Source organism: Mesorhizobium sp. ES1-6 (genome assembly GCF_020164775.1).
In the GTDB taxonomy this organism is placed as follows: Bacteria; Pseudomonadota; Alphaproteobacteria; order Rhizobiales; family Rhizobiaceae; genus Mesorhizobium.
Map to the genome: position 1 here is coordinate 315,701 of NZ_JAIUGU010000006.1, position 15,700 is coordinate 331,400.

Here is a 15,700-nt window from a genome sequence, read left to right on the forward strand (position 1 = left end):
CACCTTCTCCCCGTGAAACGGGGAGAAGGAAAGAGGCGCTCACACCGCGATCCTCGGCCTGCCCGAGGCGACTGCCACGACATGCGCTTCGATGAACATGCGTTGGGCTTCGACGGTCGAGACCCGGAACTCGGTGGCGACTTCGATCTCGGCGCTGTCGGTGCCGGCATCGCGGGCGCGTTGGGCGACGATCGCTCGGACATCGATCTCGGCGGCCGCGAGCGCCGCCGCCTCGTCGAGGAAGTCGCGCACCGTTTCTCCCGAGGCCAGGCGAAACAGGCCCTCCTTGGGCTGGCTGACGCGGGCCTCGGCCGAGACCCGGACCTGGCCGACGACCGCGCCGAGCGCGTTGGCGACATCGGTATCCCCAGGCACCACGCACTCATTGCCGACGAGCGGTGCCAGGCCGGCATAGTGCAGCGGGGCCGAGGCGCCGAGCCCAATGACCGGCCGGTCGAGCGCGACGCTGAGGCGGGCAATGCCGGGATGGGCATCGACGGCGCGCTGCACCAGCGCGTGCGCCACGGTCGCCGCGCCGTCGAGCCCGTCCTCGGCAAAGGCGGTTTCCAGGATGTATTCGGCCGACCAGCGCGTCAGCGTCACCAGCACGCGTTCCGAAATGACCTCCGGCGAGGCCGCGATAGGCTGGCCACGGCCATCGCGCCTGCGGGCGAACAATTCGGCGCCGAGGCGGGCGGGCGCGGCATCCCAGTTCGCTTGCTTGCCCAGCACATGCGCGGCGTCGGACGGGGTGAAGCCGCAGATATGCACCAGCCCGCGCGAGACCAGCCGGTTCAGCGTGGCATTCTGGGCGTTCGAGGTCAGCAGCCTGTCGAGGGCAAGCGGCACCGCGCCGATCGCCTCGTAAAGCTTCGCCTCGGGCGCGGTCAGCCCCGCGGCGAGCCGATCAGGCACGCCGGTGCGAACCGCGAAGCGGCCATCCATGCGGCCGGTGTTGGGGGCGCGCAACTGACGTTCGAGTTCCGCGATCACCGCGGCGCCGTGCGCCATGCCGGCCAGCGCCAGCGGCACCAGGCGGCGCGGCCCGAGCAGGATTTTCGGGTTGAGCGCGCCGTCCTCCAGCGTCACCTCGGAATCGCCGCCGAGGCCAAAGGTGCGCATGGCCACCGCCTCGACCATGGTGCGGAAGCCCCCGACGGTGGCGCCTTCCGGATCGAGCCGCGGCCGGCCGCCATCGAGCACGGCGACATCGGTGGTGGTGCCGCCAATGTCGGACACCACGGCATTGTCCAGGCCGGTCATGTGGCGGGCGCCGACCAGGCTGGCGGCGGGACCCGACAGGATGGTTTCGATCGGCCGCTGCCGTGCAAACGCCGCCGAAACCAGCGCGCCATCGCCGCGCACCACCATCAGGGGAGCGGCGATGTTGCGCGCCTGAAGAAACCCCTCCGTCGCCGCCACCAGCCGGTCGATCATCGAGATCAGCCTGGCATTGAGCAGCGTGGTGAGCGCCCGGCGCGGGCCGCCGAGCTTGGCCGACAGCTCATGGCTCGATGTCACCGGCAGCCCGGTCTTTTCCCGGATCAGCTCGCGGGTGGCGATCTCGTGCGCGGGATTGCGGGTGGCGAAATAGGCGCAGACTGCGAAGCCGGACACCGACGCGCCAAGTTCCGGCAGCATCGCCTCCAGCCCGGATAGATCGAGCTTTGCCGCATTGCCGTGCACGTCATGGCCGCCCGGGCAGAAGACCACCGGGTCGGTCCCGAGCGCGGTCTTCAGCCCGTCTCGGGCAAGGTCGGCTTCCGAAAAGCCGATCATGACCAGCGCGACGCGGCCACCCTGGCCCTCGACCAGCGCGTTGGTGGCGAGCGTCGTCGACATCGAGACCAGTTTTATGGCAGCCGGATCGGTGCCCGCCTTGTCCAGCACCGCATCGACGGCGCCCGAGATACCGACGGCCAGATCATGCCGCGTGGTCAGCGCCTTGGCCTTGGCCAGCACCTTGCCCTTGTTCGGTCCCTGCTGCGGACCTTCGGTCTCGGACCACAGCACGGCATCGGTGTAGGTGCCGCCGGTGTCGATGCCGAGGAAGAGAGGTTTTGGCTTGGGTTTGGCGGTCATGAGCGGGGCGGTCCGGCTGGCGAGAGATTTGTTGCGAAGCCCTTAGCCGATACCGACTTGGGGATAAAGGCGAGAGCGATGGGCCACAAGCGATCTCCCCCCTCGTTACTATTCGCCGGGTATTAAAGGCAGCGCTCTACGGCGCCCCCCTCTGTCCTGCCGGACATCTCCCCCACGAGGGGGGAGCTTGGCTACTCGCCTATCCCACGAACCCCACTCTCTTATGGCTGCCATCGCAGAACGGTTTGTTGGCCGAATGGCCGCAGCGGCAAAGGAAGACCTTGGTGGTGCGGTCGATCGTGTGGCCGGTGCCGGTGACGATCTCGGCATTGCCTTCGAGCTTGAGCGGGCCGTTGGTGGTCGGCGCCGCTTTCAGCGGGCCGTTGCGGGCCTCCAGCGCGGGGGTGTCCTTCAGCGCCGGTTCGCCGGTGGCGGCAAAACCAGCCTTGATATGGCTGTTGTCGCAGAACGGCTTGTTCTGGGAGGCGCCGCAGCGGCAGAGCGTGGCGCGGAAAAATGTCTCGTCGCCGAGCACGATCTCGGCATGGACCGCCAGCGGGCCGTTTTCGCGCAAGCGTACGGTGTTGACCACCGGCGGTTTTTCCTGCGGCCCGCCATCCTTGCGGACATAGGTGATGGCGCCCGAAGGGCAGTTCTCGGCCAGCGCGACGACCTTCTCGGCGCTGGCCGCCTCGGGATGGATCCATTGGCCCGGCGCGTTGGGCACGAAGACATGCGGGTCGCCGAGCACGCAATTGCGCGAATGGATGCAGCGCCTGCCGGAAACCCGACGTCGATTTTTTCGCCCTCGACCGTGCCGGCCATCGCGGTGCTCCTGTTTGCCTGGAGCGCGCCGCGCCTGAATGCACAGGCGGGCGCGCCTTGGGTATGGTCTTGTAGCGAAGCTATGGCTCGAACAGGAAAACCGTCAAGCTGGCAAACCGGTCAGGGGACCAGGTCGATCTCCTCGGTCTCGCCGCCGCTGCACGTATAGCAGCAATCCTCGCATTTCTCCTTGTTGCCGGGGCCGACGCCCCAATAGGTGCCCTCGTCGCCATCGACCCAGGCGCCGTAGCAGATCGATTCGCCCTCGTTGCAGGAAATCGGCAGCTGCTTGGTCTCGCCGTCGTCGAGATAGAAATCCTTGCCATCGCCCGGCCAGACATAGTCGCGGTCCTGGCTGTAGAGCTCGAGGCGCATGGCATTGGGGTGGCTGTTCTTGACGGCGAAGGTGACGTCGCCGGCCTGGGCGGCGGGCGTGAACAGGAAGGCAATTGAAAACGCGGCGGCGAGCCGGCGCGCTGATATGACTGACATGGAAACCCCCGATATGGAATCGGCCCCCACGGCCGACGGGGGATCATGCCATGACGCGGGCGGGGGCTAAAGGGATGCCAACGGCAATCCCTAATATAATCGCATGTGCAAACCGGCGAACCGGCGTCATCGCCGACTTCGCTCTATCGTTGCCAGAAAGGCAGCTTGGCGATCTCTTCATCGACCTGCTGTCTGGTCAGACCGATATCGTCGATCAGATGCGGATTAGCTTCCGAGATTCGCTTGAGATCCCAGCGGAAGCGGGCCCGTTGACGCCAGGCCGCGATGGTGTTTCGCAGGCTGGCAAGGCCGTAGCGCCGGCGCGACGCCTGGCCCACGAGCGTTCCCCGTCGCGCTGCCTGATGCGGGGTCGATGCAAAGGTGTTGGTCATGGCAACCTCCATGTGGTTTGGCGCCCATACGCTTTGAGAATGGACCGCCTCGAGCTGAAAGAGGTTGGAGTCTGCAGGATACGGGCGGCGGCGTAATTAAGCCCTCCCAAATAGTTCTCAAAAGTTCCAAACCTGCGCTAACTCTTTGTTTTGACGGCACTCCCAGGGAGCGCGCGCCACGCGTTTCGCCGGCAAGACGCCTCACACTTTTCCCGGAATTGCTCTATAGATGGGCCCATGCAGGGATCGCGCTTTGCCTTTGGTCCGTTCGTGCTTGATCCGGGTGCGGGAACGCTGCTTCGGAACGACGACCCCGTTGCCGTCGGCTATCGCGGGCTGAAGCTGCTTGCGGCGCTCGTCGGACGGCCCGGCGAAATCCTGCAAAAAGCCGAACTGATGGACGCTGCGTGGCCGGGAACGGCCGTCGAGGAAGGCAACCTCACCGTACAGATCGCACAGCTGCGCAAGCTGCTCGGTCCGCCCGGCATTGCGGGTGAAGCGGGTGGCGAATGGATCGCGACCGTTCCGCGCGTCGGCTATCGCTTCGCGGGGACCGTCGAGCTCCTTACTGGCGCCAGACCAAAACCCCTGCCGCTGCCGGACAAGCCGTCGATAGCGGTGTTGCCCTTCGTCAATTTCAGCAACGATCCGGGGCAGGATTCCTTCTGCGACGGCTTGACCGAAGACTTGATCACCGACCTGTCGAGAATCTCCGGCCTGTTCGTCATCGCGCGCAATTCGACCTTTGCCTACAAGGGAAAGGCGATTGATGTGCGCGCGATCGCCGGGGAGCTTGGCGTCCGCTATTTGCTGGAAGGCAGCGCGAGGCGCGAGGCGGGGCGCGTGCGCATCAATGCACAGCTCGTCGACGCGGCGAGCGGCGACCATCTATGGGCGGAACGCTTCGACCGCGGCCTCGACGATATCTTTGCCGTCCAGGATGAGGTGACGGCCAAGATCGTGGAGGCATTGCTCGGCCGGCTGCGCGCGCCGCCGCCACGCAACCGGCCCACCAATCTCGACGCCTACGATCTGTGCGTGCGGGCGCGCAAGCTGATCGACGATTCGCCGCAGACGGCGCGGGAAGCGCATCTGATGCTGACGCGCGCGATTGCGCTCGATCCCGACTATGCCGAGGCCTATCGCTGGCTGGCCATGAACCACTGGATGGGATGGGTGCATTGGGGCGAACCGGTCGACCCCAATCGCCGCCTTGCCGTGGATCTGGCGCGCAAGGCGGTCTCGATCGATCCCAACGATGCCGGCTGCCACTGGGTGCTCGGCAATCTGCTTGCCTATGAACATGATTTCGCCAGGGCGGATGCCGAATTCGCCAGGGCGTTCGAACTCGACCCCAACGAGGCCGACGCCTGGGCGACATTAGCTGACATAACCACCCTGGCGGGACGGGTCGAGGAGGGTCTGGAGCAGATCCGCAAGGCTTTCCGGCTGAACCCGTTTCCGGCGAGCTGGTACTATCTGACGCTCGGCCAGGCGCAATATGCGGCGCGCGAATATGAAGCCGCCATCGAGACGCTGCGCCGGGACGAGACCTACCGCACGAGCTCCCGCCGCTTCCTCGCGGCAAGCCTGGCGCAACTCGGCCGGCTCGACGAGGCGCGCGCCGAGGTCGAGCTGTTCCTCGTCGGCAATCCGCATTTCACCACCAGCCACTGGGTGTGGACCGAACCGTTCCGCGACGACGCGACGCGCGACCATTTCGTCGACGGCTTCCGCAAGGCCGGCCTTCCGGATTGACGCGCCGGCGTGGCCGACGCGCGGCAAGCACTGTTACGGCACCAGGTCGATCGTCTCGGTCGTGTGCTCCACGCAGATGAAGCAGCAGGTGTCGCAAGGCTGGTCGTTATCGGGCCCGACGCCGGCGGAGATCTGGTCGTTGCCGTCGACCCAAGCGCCATAGCAGATGCGTTCGCCCTGATTGCAGGAGATCGGCACCGATTTCCGCGAGCCCGGATCGACAAGGAAGACCTTGTCGTTGCCCGGCCAGACCGTCTCGCGGTCGCGGCTGAACAGCTCGATCGCGACCGGCTCCTTGCGCAGGTTCTTGACGAAAAACGCCATGTCGGCGGCCTCGGCCGAATTGACCAGGACCAGTGCCGCCAGCGCAACCATGCGAAACAGCGTCACCGCCGACCTCCCCGAATCATCGCGGGCAGGTTCGCACGCCCGCCGGGAACTAGGAAGACAGGCAAGCTGCACCGTTAACGAACTCGGCCCGTTAACAAACTCGGCCGTTAACAAACTCGGAAGGAGTTGCTTAACCGTTCACGGCTATGTGACCTCCCGGGGGGTCCATGGCAAAGTGAGTATGATGAGCGACAGCCCTGAGAAGCGCAGCGAATGGCGCGCCATTTTTTACGTACAAGCCCGCGTCGCCATCCTGTTCGTACCGGTGGTGGCCAGCCTGCTGCTCATCGCCGCGCTTGCCGGCAACGACCGCAAATCCGTTCCCGATGTCGACCGTACCGTTACGGGCTCGGTACGATAGGCAGCGGGACTCCCTGCCGCTGATCCGCTTGTGCTCGGGTTGCTTCAGGAGCGCGCCGGCAGCATGCGCTTGAGCACGTCATCCCTGCGGACAAAATGATGCCATAGCGCCGCCGCCGCGTGCAGCCCGGCAAGGATGAGGATGAGATTGGCGCACAGGCTGTGCAGCTCCCTGATGGAACGCGCCGTACCGCTGTTCGGCGCAAACGGAGCCGGAATGGTGAAGAGGCCGAAAAAGCTCAAGGCGTCGCCCCTGTACCAGGTGAGCAGGATGCCAAGCACCGGAATGGTTACCAGCAGCGCGTAAAGCAGGAGATGCGCGACCCTGGCCGCCCATCGCTCGAGCCCCGACATTTCCCGCGGCAGTCCCGGCGTTCCCACCGTCAGGCGCAGGGCGACGCGGATGACGACCAGCGCGAAAAGCAGCATCCCGAAGGAAATGTGGAACCACCAGACCAGCGCACGGCCGGGATCGCCGCGTGGAAAAAGATCCTCCAGATAAGTCAATCCGTAGAGGCCTATGACCAGTACGAAGACGGCCCAGTGGATGGCTTTCTGCGCGCCTGTGTAGGTGGGGTTCATTTGGCTCGTCCAGTTTTGAATGTTTCTAAACTAGCCGCGATCATGTCAAAGCTTTGTCGCAACAGGGGCTTTGTCGCAACAGAGGTTCTTTCGGCCGGGCGCTTGCAGACTGCGTTGCACAAAAGAGCCCGGACGAACCGGGCTTTTGGGTTTTCTCGGCGGCATCCGGGCCGCTCTGCGTCAATAGAAGCGCGGGATCGGGCCGTTCTGGGGGGTGGTGCGGTCGCCGAGGTCGAGAAACACCTCGTCCACGTAGCACCAGCCCCAACCTTCCGGCGGGTCGTAGCCCTCGATGACGGGATGGCTGGTGGCGTGAAAATGCTTGGTGGCGTGGCGGTTGGGGGAGTCGTCGCAGCAGCCGACATGGCCGCAGGTGCGGCAGAGCCGCAGATGCACCCACCACGAGCCGCTCTTCAGGCATTCCTCGCAGCCGAGCGCGCTCGGCGTCACGTCCTTCACATCAGCCGCGTGTCTGCACTCGTCCGCCATCGCACTCTCCCGACCTGGCTCTCATTTGAAGCATGATCTTTTTCCGAAAACCGGTTCCCCGTTTTCGGGATCATAATTTCGGCGCGTCGGCGGGGCTGCCTTCCCGCGCCAGAAATGCATGCAAGGCAGCGACCACCTGGGCGCCTTCGCCGACGGCCGCCGCGACGCGTTTGACCGAGCCGGAGCGCACGTCGCCGATGGCGAATACGCCGCTGCGGCTCGTCTCCATGCCACTGTTAGCCGATGCTATGTCCGATCCGGTGCGGATGAAACCCCTGGCATCCAGCGCCACGTCGGATTGGGCGAGCCAGTCGGTGTTCGGTTCGGCGCCGATGAACAGGAAGAGATGGCGGATCGGCCGCGTCGTTACCGCGCCGCTTGAGCGGTCGCGCCAACGGACAGTGGCAAGATTGCCTTCCTCGCCGTCCAGCGCCTGGATTTCGGTGCCGGTCAGCACCTCGATGTTCGGCTGCGCCCTGATGCGCTCGACGAGGTAACGCGACATCGAGGCCTCGAGACCGCCGCCACGCGCCAACAGCACCACCTTCCTGACTTGGCTGGCAAGGTACACGGCCGCCTGGCCGGCCGAATTGCCGGCGCCGACCAGTGCCACTTCCTGGCCGCCGCAAAGCCGCGCTTCGATGGGCGAGGCCCAATAATGCACGCATGTGCCCTCGAACGCGGCGAGGTTGGCGACATCGAGGCGGCGATAGCGCGCGCCGCTGGCGATCACCACGGAGCGCGTGCGCACCGTCTCGCCGTCGCCGACCGCAAGCTGGTAGCGCGCGCCCTCGCCGGCGGGACCGAGCAGCTTCACCTCGTCGGGGATGACCATTTCGACACCGAATTTCTGCGCCTGATTCTAGGCGCGCGCCATCAGCGCCATGCCGGTAATGCCGGTCGGGAAACCGAGATAGTTCTCGATGCGCGCGGAGGCGCCGGCCTGGCCGCCGAAGGCCCGGCAATCGAGCACGATGGTCGACAGCCCTTCGGAGGCCGCATAGACCGCCGCCGCCAGCCCCGCCGGCCCGGCGCCGACGATGGCAACGTCATAGACTTTGCTGGCATCGACCGGCCGCAACAGCCCGATGCAGCGAGCGAGGTCGTTCTCGCCGGGATTGTGCAGCAGCTTGCCGCTTGGGCAGAGCACGATCGGCAGATGGTGCGGGTCGACATGGAACCGCTCGATCAACGTTTTCGCGCAGGGGTCGCTGTCGGAATCGAGCGCGCGGTGGGGCTGGCCGCTGCGGGCGAGAAAACCCTGCAGCCGCAGGACGTCGCCATTGCCCGGAGGACCGATGACGATCGGCCCGCTGATGCCGCTTTCGAGCAGGCCGACGCGGCGCAGGATCAGCGCCCGCATGACGCGCTCGCCGAGATTGGCCTCCTGCACCATCAGGTCGCGCAAACGCTGCGAGGGGATGACGACGGCCTCGACCGGTTCGACAGCCTCGGCATTGACCAGCGACGGACGGCTGGAGAGCTGCGCCAGCTCGCCGACGAAATTGCCGGGGCCATGGGTGATGATCGGCTCGCGCGAGCCGATCGAGGCCTGCGTGATGGCGACCTCGCCCGACAGGATGAGGATCAGGCCGGGCGAGACCTCACCAGCGGTGACGACAGGATCGCCGGCGGCATAGGTCCGTGCCTCGCCGAACCGGCGCATCCGCTCGACATCCGCATCGCCGAGGATGGGAAACATCTGGTCGCGGCGCGCGGCAATGGTCGGGCTGACGGAAGGGGCCATGGCGCGAGCGTAGCGAAGTGGTGGGGCGGTTTGAAGCGGTTTGTTCGGAGACTGGCCAAGAGGGGAGGGTCTTCACGAAAAGACCGCGTCGCACGGAATGCCGAGGTCAGGCCCAGGTGCAAGCTTTTTGCGTGCGTGCGTGCAACCCCCCGGCGCCCCGCCCAGCTACAATTGAGAAATAAGATTCAATACTTCGGAAAATTCGAGAAAGGAGCCGTTGGCACACTGTGAGCGTCCTGACACCCTCTTGGAGGCTAGATGTGGAAGAAGCCGCGAAATTGCTCACGGCACTTGGCGACTGCATCGAAGTCATCGAGGCCTATCTGACTGCCGCCCAACGATCGACACTGGACGGTTTGCTGGCTGCCCTTCCAACCCAATCGCCGACGGGAAGCGCCACCATGGTGCATCGGGAGCTGGATGCCCGACGGAGTACGCATTGAGACCGTTCGGTCGCAGCGGGCTTCATTCGTCATGCCACGAGGGCAAAGTCGCTTTGGCGACGCCGTGGAGGCGAAAACTACGATTGCCGCTGAAGATATCCCGTTGGTAGTCGGGAAAGATGGTGCCCAGAAGAGGACTCGAACCTCCACTCCTTGCGGAACACGGACCTGAACCGTGCGCGTCTACCAATTCCGCCATCTGGGCTGGTGCGGGCTCATGTAAGCGGGCAAGCGATGGCTGTCAACGCGCTTTTTTCGCGGGCCGATGCTCGCCGGCTCAGTTTCGGGCGCCGGCGCCGCCCCTCACCTGCCTGCCGGCATCCTCTCCCCGTATAGTGACGGGGGAGGAACGCTCTCAACCTTCCAGTACTTCCTTGGAAGCCACGGTCGAATCCGCGTTGAGCTGGTAGATGATCGGCACGCCGGTGCCGAGTTCGAGCTTGACGATCTCCTCGCCAGACTTGCCGTCCAGCGCCATGATCAGCGCGCGCAGCGAATTGCCGTGGGCGGCGACCAGCACCGTGCCGCCGCGCAGCACATGCGGCTGCAGGTCGTGCAGGTAATAGGGCCAGACGCGGGCACCGGTGTCCTTCAGGCTTTCGCCGGCGGGCGGCGGCACGTCGTAGGAGCGGCGCCAGACATGCACCTGCTCTTCGCCCCACTTCTTGCGGGCATCGTCCTTGTTGAGGCCAGAGAGGTCGCCATAGTCGCGCTCGTTCAGCGCCTGGTCGCGGATGGTCTGGAGGTCGCTCTGGCCGACGGCGTCGAGAATGTGCTGGCAGGTTTTCTGCGCCCGGATCAGCGCCGAGGTGAAGGCGATGTCGAATTTCAGGCCGCGCGCCTTGAGCTTCTGGCCGGCGGCCTTGGCCTCGGCGTGGCCCTGCTCGGTCAGGTCGACGTCGCGCCAGCCGGTGAACAGGTTCTTCAGGTTCCATTCGCTCTGGCCGTGGCGCACGAGCACGAGGGTTCTCGACATTTTTGCTCCCTTGGGGTTGGCGGATCGGAAGCTCAGCTTAGGCCGAGCACGTCCCGCATCGAATACAGTCCCGGCTTCTGGCCCCGCGCCCAGAGCGCGGCCTTGACCGCGCCGCGGGCGAAGATGGCGCGGTCCTCGGCATGATGGGACAGCGTGATGCGCTCGCCGGTGCCGGCCAGGATCACGCTGTGGTCGCCGACCACCGAGCCGCCGCGCAACGTGGCGAAGCCGATCGTGCCTTGCTTTCGCACACCCGTATGGCCATCGCGTGAACGCACGTCATTGCCGGAAAGCGCGATGCCGCGCCCGGCGGCGGCGGCCTCGCCGAGCAGCAGTGCGGTGCCCGACGGCGCATCGACCTTGTGCCTGTGGTGCATTTCGAGGATCTCGATGTCGAAATCGTCGGCGTCGAGCGCGCGCGCCGCCTGTTCGACCAGCACCGCCAGCAGATTGACGCCGAGGCTCATATTGCCCGACTTGACGATGGTCGCGTGGCGGGCGGCCGCGGCGATCCTGGCATTGTCATCGGCCGAGCAGCCAGTCGTGCCGATGACGTGGACGATACGCGCCTGCGCTGCGTAGCCGGCGAATTCGACTGATGAGGCCGGCGTGGTGAAATCGAGCACGCCATCGGCTTTGGCGAAGACCGGCAGCGGATCGTCTGATATCGGCACATTGATGATGCCGATGCCCGCCAGTTCACCGACATCCTTGCCTAGATAGGGAGAATCCGGGCGCTCGACAGCGCCAATGACGCGGGCGCCCGGAATGGTGTGGATGGCGCGGATCAGCGTCTGGCCCATGCGGCCGGCGGCGCCCACCACCACAAGGCCCAGATCGCCTGCTTCGCTCATGTGCTCCTCACAGCAGTCTTCTTCGCACGCGTGGCCCGGACCGGAGTTTGGATCGGCTTGCTGTCATCGACAAGCCCCAGCCCCTTCTTGCCCTGGATGCGGTGGAAGCGGGAATAGATGCTGTCCGGGTCGGCCATCAGCGTCGCATGGGTGCCTTCCTCGACCAATCGTCCCTCTTCCAGCACGATGATGTGATCCGCATTGACCACCGTCGACAGACGATGCGCTATGACGATGGTGGTACGGCCTTCCATGACATGGGTCAGCGCCTCCTGGACGCGGGCCTCCGCCTCGTTGTCGAGCGCCGAGGTCGCCTCATCGAGTAGCAGGATCGGTGCCTGGCGCACGATGGCGCGGGCGATCGAGACGCGCTGGCGCTGGCCGCCGGAAAGGGTCGAGCCGCCTTCGCCGACCGGTGTGTCGTAACCTTGCGGCTGCTGGCGGATGAACTCGTCGGCGGCGGCCTGCGTCGCGGCCTGCTCGATCTCCGCGTCGGTGGCCGATAGCCGGCCGTAGCGGATGTTGTCGCGGATCGTGCCCTCGAACAGATAGGGTGCCTGCGCCACATAGGCGATCGACTGCCGCAGCGAATGCTTGGTCACCTTCGAGATGTCCTGGCCATCGACCGCGATGCTGCCCTGGTCGACGTCATAGAAGCGCTGCAAGAGCGCTACCAGCGTCGATTTGCCGGCGCCCGAGGCACCGACGATGGCCGTGACCTTGCCGGCGGCGGCGGTAAAGCTCAGGTCCCTCAGCACCGGCATGTCGGCGTTGTAGCCGAACGTCACATTGTCGAAGCGCACCTCGCCGGTGGTGATCCTGGCCTCGACAGCATCGGGCGCATCGCCCTGTTTCGGCTCCAGGTCGAGCAACTCGTAGATCATGCGTGCGTTGACCAGCGCCCGTTCCATGCCCACCTGTGTGCGCGCCAGGCGTCTTGCCGGATCGTAGGCCATGATCAGCGCGGTGATGAAGGAAAACACCGCGCCCGGCGGCTGCCCGAGATACAGCGCCCGGTAACCGGAATAGGCGAGCACGGAGGTGATGGCGAGACCGCCCAGAATCTCGGAAATCGGCGACAGCCGCTCCGAGACGCGGGCAATCTTGTTGTTCCGCTGCTCGGCCGTGTCCGCCATGATGCCGATGCGGCGCGCCAGCTCGGCCTCCAAGGTAAAGGCCTTGACGATGGCGATGCCTTGTGTGGCCTCCTGCACGGACCCGTTCAGCCGTGAATTGATCAGCACGGATTCCCGGTTGATACGCCGCAGTCGGCGGGTGATGTAGACGACGGCCCAAATCAGTGGAGGGCCGATCAGCAGCGAGCTGAGCGACAGCACCGGATCCTGGTAGATCATGACGCCGACGAGAGCGACCAGCGTGACCGCGTCGCGGCTGATGGAGGTCAGTGTCAGCGACAGCAGATCGCGAACGCCGCCGACATTCTCGCTGACCTGTGCCGCCAGCCGACCGGAGCGCGTATCGTTGAAGAAGTTGACGCCGAGCTTCATCAGATGGTCGAAAGCACGCTTCTGGTAGCGCGCGACCAGATTGTTGCCGATACTGGCCAACGCGACTGCCTGGCCGTAACCGGCGAAGCCGCGCAGCAGCGAGGCTCCCATGAAACCGGCGCAGATCAACCAGAGCATATCGCCGCGCCGTTCGTAGAAGATCTGGTTGATCATCGGGGCCATGATCCACGCCGTGAAGGCGGTGGTGCCGGAAACGATCAGCAAGCAGGCGACGGCAACGACATAGGTCCAACGATACTCGTTGCCGTTTTCAGCGAGGATGCGGCGGAGCACCGCCGTGACCTCGCCGGGGGTGGCTTTTTGCTTGTTTGGATTTTGGCGTGTCAAATCAGAAGGCTTTGTCGGTTTCCGCTTCCCGTGGCCGGGCAATTCGGCACCCCTATTAGCGCCAAGCAGCCGGCTTGCCTATGCCTTCGAGTGACTAACTTCGTCGCGCCACCGCCGGCCCGCCGTCTGGACGCCGAACAGCGAGGGGTTCCTGGCATAGGCGGCAAGGCCGAGAAGGGCGGCCAGCGGATGGGTTATGACGTAGACGGGCATGGTGCGCATCAGCGCGCTGTGCGGCGCCTTGTCCTCGAAGGCGGCGCGGAAATTGCCCTCCTTCAGCGCCGGCACGATTTTTTGCGCGATGCCGCCGGTGAGGAACACGCCGCCACGGCTCATGAACACCAAGGCAAGGTCGCCCGCCGTACGCCCGAGACAGGTGACGAAGGTCTCCAGCGCTTCCTGCGCCACCGGATCGGTCTTGGCCAGCGCCGCACCGGTGACCTCCGCCGGCGTGGTCAAGGGCGCCGGCTTGCCATCGGCCCTGGCCACCGCCCGGTAGACGTTGACCAGGCCGCGCCCACACAGGATCTGCTCGCCCGAAACGCGGCCCTCGAGCTTCTCGATATGCGGGAAGACCTGGTAGTCGCGCGGCGTGCGCGGCCCGATGTCCATATGGCCGCCTTCGCCGGGCACCGGAATCCAGTGGTGCAGCGCGTGGACCAGCCCGGCGACGCCGAGTCCGGTTCCGGGGCCGAGCACGACGCGCCCGGCGTTGGGCTCGGGCGCGCCGCCGCCGATCTTTTCCATATGCTCTTCGCCGAGCGCCACGACGGCCAGCGCCTGCGCCTCGAAATCGTTGAGGACGACGATATCGCTCAGGCCCAGATTGGCGAACATCTGCCTCGGCTTGACGACCCAGGGACAGTTGGTGAGCTCGATCTCGTCACCATCGACCGGGCCGGCCACGGCCAGTACCGCCGAATTGGGGCGGACGGACGAGCGGTCGAGCACCGCCGCCTGGATCGCCTCGTCGATGGTGTTGTAATTGGCGGTTTGGACGATCATCGGCTCGCCGGCCTCGGAATTAGCGTCGAGCACGATCGAAAAGCGCGCATTGGTGCCGCCGATATCGCCGATCAGGATCGGAAACCGCAGCAAAGTCTCGTCATCGGCTGTGCTTGGCATGCTCTCGTCCGTTCCCCGGCGCCCCCAACGGCGCTTTGCCGTTCTTCCGTTGACTAGCGCATGGGTTTGAAAAGGGAAACGGTTTTCGAACCGGCCGGCGTGCAGGGTCGGGTTATGCGGCCAAACGGCCACTGTTTCATGAAAACAGGCCGCTAAACCGATTGAGACGGCCGATGGCGCCCAACACTCATTTCGCGGGCGGTCGTGGCCGCGGCACCGGCACGCCGACCTCGGGCGTCGCCGTGAAGGCGTTCACCGCGCTTGGCAGGCCGGCCGTCCCGCTTGCCGTGGTGGCGGGCAGCGACGGCGCTTCCGGTTCGGGCGCGGCAACCGCGACTGGCACGGCGCCGCCGTGATAGGTCGCCGCCTCGGCCGAGGCCGGCCCCGGCGCGTCGAGCACGGCCCGGCATTCCTTAGGCAGGTTGGCCATCGTCATCACGTCGCGCGCCTTGGGCGCATCGGGGTTCTTGTTGGGCCGCCACGGCTCCTGGGTGAACCACCAGGCCAGCGGCTTGCCGCAGCCATCGTCATCCGGCGTCGCTTCCTGCGCCTTGCAGGTGGGCGAGCCGGGCTGGCAGCCGATACGCATGTGGAAATGGTAGTCGTGGCCCCAGAACGGCCTGATCTTGCGCAGCCAGGTGCGGTCGCCCTTCACCGTGTCGCAGAGCTTTTTCTTGATGCCGGGATTGACCAGGATGCGCTCGACTTGCGGATAGCTCGCCGCCCGCTTCAGCAACGCCGTGTGCCGCGGCGTCCACAATGCGTCCTTCACCAGATGCGTCTTCTCGTCGACCATCAGCGTGGCGCTCATGGTCTCGCGCTGCGCCCTGGTCATGGTGCGGTCGGGCATCGGCGTCAGCCAGATGTCGGCGTCGAGCCCGATCTGGTGCGAGGCATGGCCGGTCAGCATCGGGCCGCCGCGCGGCTGCGCGATGTCGCCGATCAAAAGGCCCGGCCAGCCATCGGCGGCCGCGTCGCGCGACAGTTGCTCGATCGTGGCGATCATTGCCGGATGGCCCCAGCGACGGTTGCGCGACGGCCGCATCACCTGCCAGGTCGGGCCGTCCATGGGAATGGCGACGCCGCCGGCAAAACAGCCCTTGGAATAGAAGCCGAAGGATTGCGGCGCGGTGGCGGTCGGCAGTTTCTCGGCGCCGAACAGGTCTTTCGCCCGCTCCTCGGCGGCCGCCGGCTGTGCGGCCAGGCCTGCAATGGCCAGCACCACCGCCAACACCGCATTTCTGGCGCCGAGCGATCGCGTCGATGATTTCATGAACCGCACCCCCGTGCCTGCAACCGCCGAATCATACCACGCCAAGCGTCACGCTT

Annotated in this window: 15 protein-coding genes, 1 tRNA gene and 1 pseudogene; 3 read left to right on the top strand and 14 right to left on the bottom strand. The window is 65.7% G+C overall.

Going from position 1 to position 15,700, the window contains the following annotated elements:
- Positions 1–39 precede the first annotated feature (39 nt).
- From LB564_RS17865 to LB564_RS17880, 4 genes are all read right to left on the bottom strand, one after another.
- Positions 40–2,082, bottom strand: a complete 2,043-nt coding sequence (locus tag LB564_RS17865; protein WP_140703438.1) for a hydantoinase/oxoprolinase family protein — start codon at positions 2,080–2,082, stop codon at positions 40–42.
- 199 nt (positions 2,083–2,281) lie between these two features.
- Entirely contained in the window at positions 2,282–2,833 is a 552-nt protein-coding gene (locus tag LB564_RS17870; protein ID WP_318012815.1) for a CDGSH iron-sulfur domain-containing protein, read from the bottom strand.
- Positions 2,834–3,027: 194 nt separating this feature from the next.
- On the bottom strand, positions 3,028–3,399 hold the full coding sequence (locus tag LB564_RS17875; protein ID WP_224539681.1) for a hypothetical protein: 372 nt from the start codon (positions 3,397–3,399) through the stop codon (positions 3,028–3,030).
- 143 nt (positions 3,400–3,542) lie between these two features.
- Positions 3,543–3,791, bottom strand: a complete 249-nt coding sequence (locus LB564_RS17880; protein WP_224539683.1) for a DUF1127 domain-containing protein — start codon at positions 3,789–3,791, stop codon at positions 3,543–3,545.
- A 237-nt stretch (positions 3,792–4,028) separates the two neighbouring features.
- Between LB564_RS17880 and LB564_RS17885 the strand changes: the two genes are divergently transcribed.
- Positions 4,029–5,549 carry a winged helix-turn-helix domain-containing tetratricopeptide repeat protein gene (locus LB564_RS17885; RefSeq protein WP_224539685.1) on the top strand — a complete coding sequence of 507 codons (1,521 nt, stop codon included), beginning with the start codon at positions 4,029–4,031 and terminating at the stop codon, positions 5,547–5,549.
- 33 nt (positions 5,550–5,582) lie between these two features.
- Here LB564_RS17885 and LB564_RS17890 read toward each other — a convergent pair whose 3' ends face one another.
- A complete protein-coding gene (locus tag LB564_RS17890) occupies positions 5,583–5,939 on the bottom strand; it encodes a hypothetical protein (protein WP_140703448.1) in 357 nt (118 codons plus the stop codon).
- A gap of 184 nt (positions 5,940–6,123) precedes the next feature.
- Between LB564_RS17890 and LB564_RS17895 the strand changes: the two genes are divergently transcribed.
- Positions 6,124–6,300: a hypothetical protein gene (locus LB564_RS17895; RefSeq protein ID WP_015314704.1), complete on the top strand. Its 177-nt coding sequence runs from the start codon at positions 6,124–6,126 to the stop codon at positions 6,298–6,300.
- Between the two features lie 44 nt (positions 6,301–6,344).
- On the opposite strand, the gene LB564_RS17900 is transcribed toward LB564_RS17895, so the two are convergent.
- The 3 genes and pseudogenes from LB564_RS17900 to LB564_RS17910 form a co-directional block, all read right to left on the bottom strand.
- Entirely contained in the window at positions 6,345–6,881 is a 537-nt protein-coding gene (locus tag LB564_RS17900) for a cytochrome b (protein ID WP_224539687.1), read from the bottom strand.
- 180 nt (positions 6,882–7,061) lie between these two features.
- Positions 7,062–7,370, bottom strand: a complete 309-nt coding sequence (locus tag LB564_RS17905; RefSeq protein ID WP_140703452.1) for a UBP-type zinc finger domain-containing protein — start codon at positions 7,368–7,370, stop codon at positions 7,062–7,064.
- Positions 7,371–7,440: 70 nt separating this feature from the next.
- A pseudogene (locus LB564_RS17910) lies at positions 7,441–9,117 on the bottom strand (FAD-dependent oxidoreductase).
- A 260-nt stretch (positions 9,118–9,377) separates the two neighbouring features.
- On the opposite strand from LB564_RS17910, the gene LB564_RS17915 reads away from it, so the two are divergent.
- Entirely contained in the window at positions 9,378–9,560 is a 183-nt protein-coding gene (locus LB564_RS17915; protein ID WP_224539688.1) for a hypothetical protein, read from the top strand.
- A gap of 120 nt (positions 9,561–9,680) precedes the next feature.
- On the opposite strand, the gene LB564_RS17920 is transcribed toward LB564_RS17915, so the two are convergent.
- From LB564_RS17920 to mepA, 6 genes are all read right to left on the bottom strand, one after another.
- Positions 9,681–9,765 (bottom strand) — tRNA-Leu (locus tag LB564_RS17920).
- A 150-nt stretch (positions 9,766–9,915) separates the two neighbouring features.
- Positions 9,916–10,536 carry a 2,3-bisphosphoglycerate-dependent phosphoglycerate mutase gene (locus LB564_RS17925; protein ID WP_140703458.1) on the bottom strand — a complete coding sequence of 207 codons (621 nt, stop codon included), beginning with the start codon at positions 10,534–10,536 and terminating at the stop codon, positions 9,916–9,918.
- A 32-nt stretch (positions 10,537–10,568) separates the two neighbouring features.
- Positions 10,569–11,390 carry a 4-hydroxy-tetrahydrodipicolinate reductase gene (gene dapB / locus LB564_RS17930; RefSeq protein WP_224539690.1) on the bottom strand — a complete coding sequence of 274 codons (822 nt, stop codon included), beginning with the start codon at positions 11,388–11,390 and terminating at the stop codon, positions 10,569–10,571.
- Positions 11,387–13,246, bottom strand: a complete 1,860-nt coding sequence (locus LB564_RS17935; RefSeq protein WP_224539692.1) for an ABC transporter ATP-binding protein — start codon at positions 13,244–13,246, stop codon at positions 11,387–11,389. The genes dapB and LB564_RS17935 overlap by 4 nt, the downstream gene beginning before the upstream one ends.
- A gap of 78 nt (positions 13,247–13,324) precedes the next feature.
- Positions 13,325–14,371, bottom strand: coding sequence for a glucokinase (locus LB564_RS17940; RefSeq protein WP_224539694.1), 1,047 nt, complete (start codon positions 14,369–14,371; stop codon positions 13,325–13,327).
- A 187-nt stretch (positions 14,372–14,558) separates the two neighbouring features.
- Positions 14,559–15,644, bottom strand: a complete 1,086-nt coding sequence (gene mepA / locus LB564_RS17945; RefSeq protein ID WP_140703466.1) for a penicillin-insensitive murein endopeptidase — start codon at positions 15,642–15,644, stop codon at positions 14,559–14,561.
- Between the last annotated feature and the right edge of the window lie 56 nt (positions 15,645–15,700).

Bases quoted from the DNA above. Each gene is read 5' to 3' on its own strand.
- LB564_RS17865 (WP_140703438.1), bottom strand. From the start codon at position 2,082: ATGACCGCCAAACCCAAGCCAAAACCTCTCTTCCTCGGCATCGACACC.
- LB564_RS17875 (WP_224539681.1), bottom strand. From the start codon at position 3,399: ATGTCAGTCATATCAGCGCGCCGGCTCGCCGCCGCGTTTTCAATTGCC.
- LB564_RS17880 (WP_224539683.1), bottom strand. From the start codon at position 3,791: ATGACCAACACCTTTGCATCGACCCCGCATCAGGCAGCGCGACGGGGA.
- LB564_RS17885 (WP_224539685.1), top strand. From the start codon at position 4,029: ATGCAGGGATCGCGCTTTGCCTTTGGTCCGTTCGTGCTTGATCCGGGT.
- LB564_RS17895 (WP_015314704.1), top strand. From the start codon at position 6,124: ATGAGCGACAGCCCTGAGAAGCGCAGCGAATGGCGCGCCATTTTTTAC.
- LB564_RS17900 (WP_224539687.1), bottom strand. From the start codon at position 6,881: ATGAACCCCACCTACACAGGCGCGCAGAAAGCCATCCACTGGGCCGTC.
- LB564_RS17905 (WP_140703452.1), bottom strand. From the start codon at position 7,370: ATGGCGGACGAGTGCAGACACGCGGCTGATGTGAAGGACGTGACGCCG.
- LB564_RS17925 (WP_140703458.1), bottom strand. From the start codon at position 10,536: ATGTCGAGAACCCTCGTGCTCGTGCGCCACGGCCAGAGCGAATGGAAC.
- dapB (WP_224539690.1), bottom strand. From the start codon at position 11,390: ATGAGCGAAGCAGGCGATCTGGGCCTTGTGGTGGTGGGCGCCGCCGGC.
- LB564_RS17940 (WP_224539694.1), bottom strand. From the start codon at position 14,371: ATGCCAAGCACAGCCGATGACGAGACTTTGCTGCGGTTTCCGATCCTG.
- mepA (WP_140703466.1), bottom strand. From the start codon at position 15,644: ATGAAATCATCGACGCGATCGCTCGGCGCCAGAAATGCGGTGTTGGCG.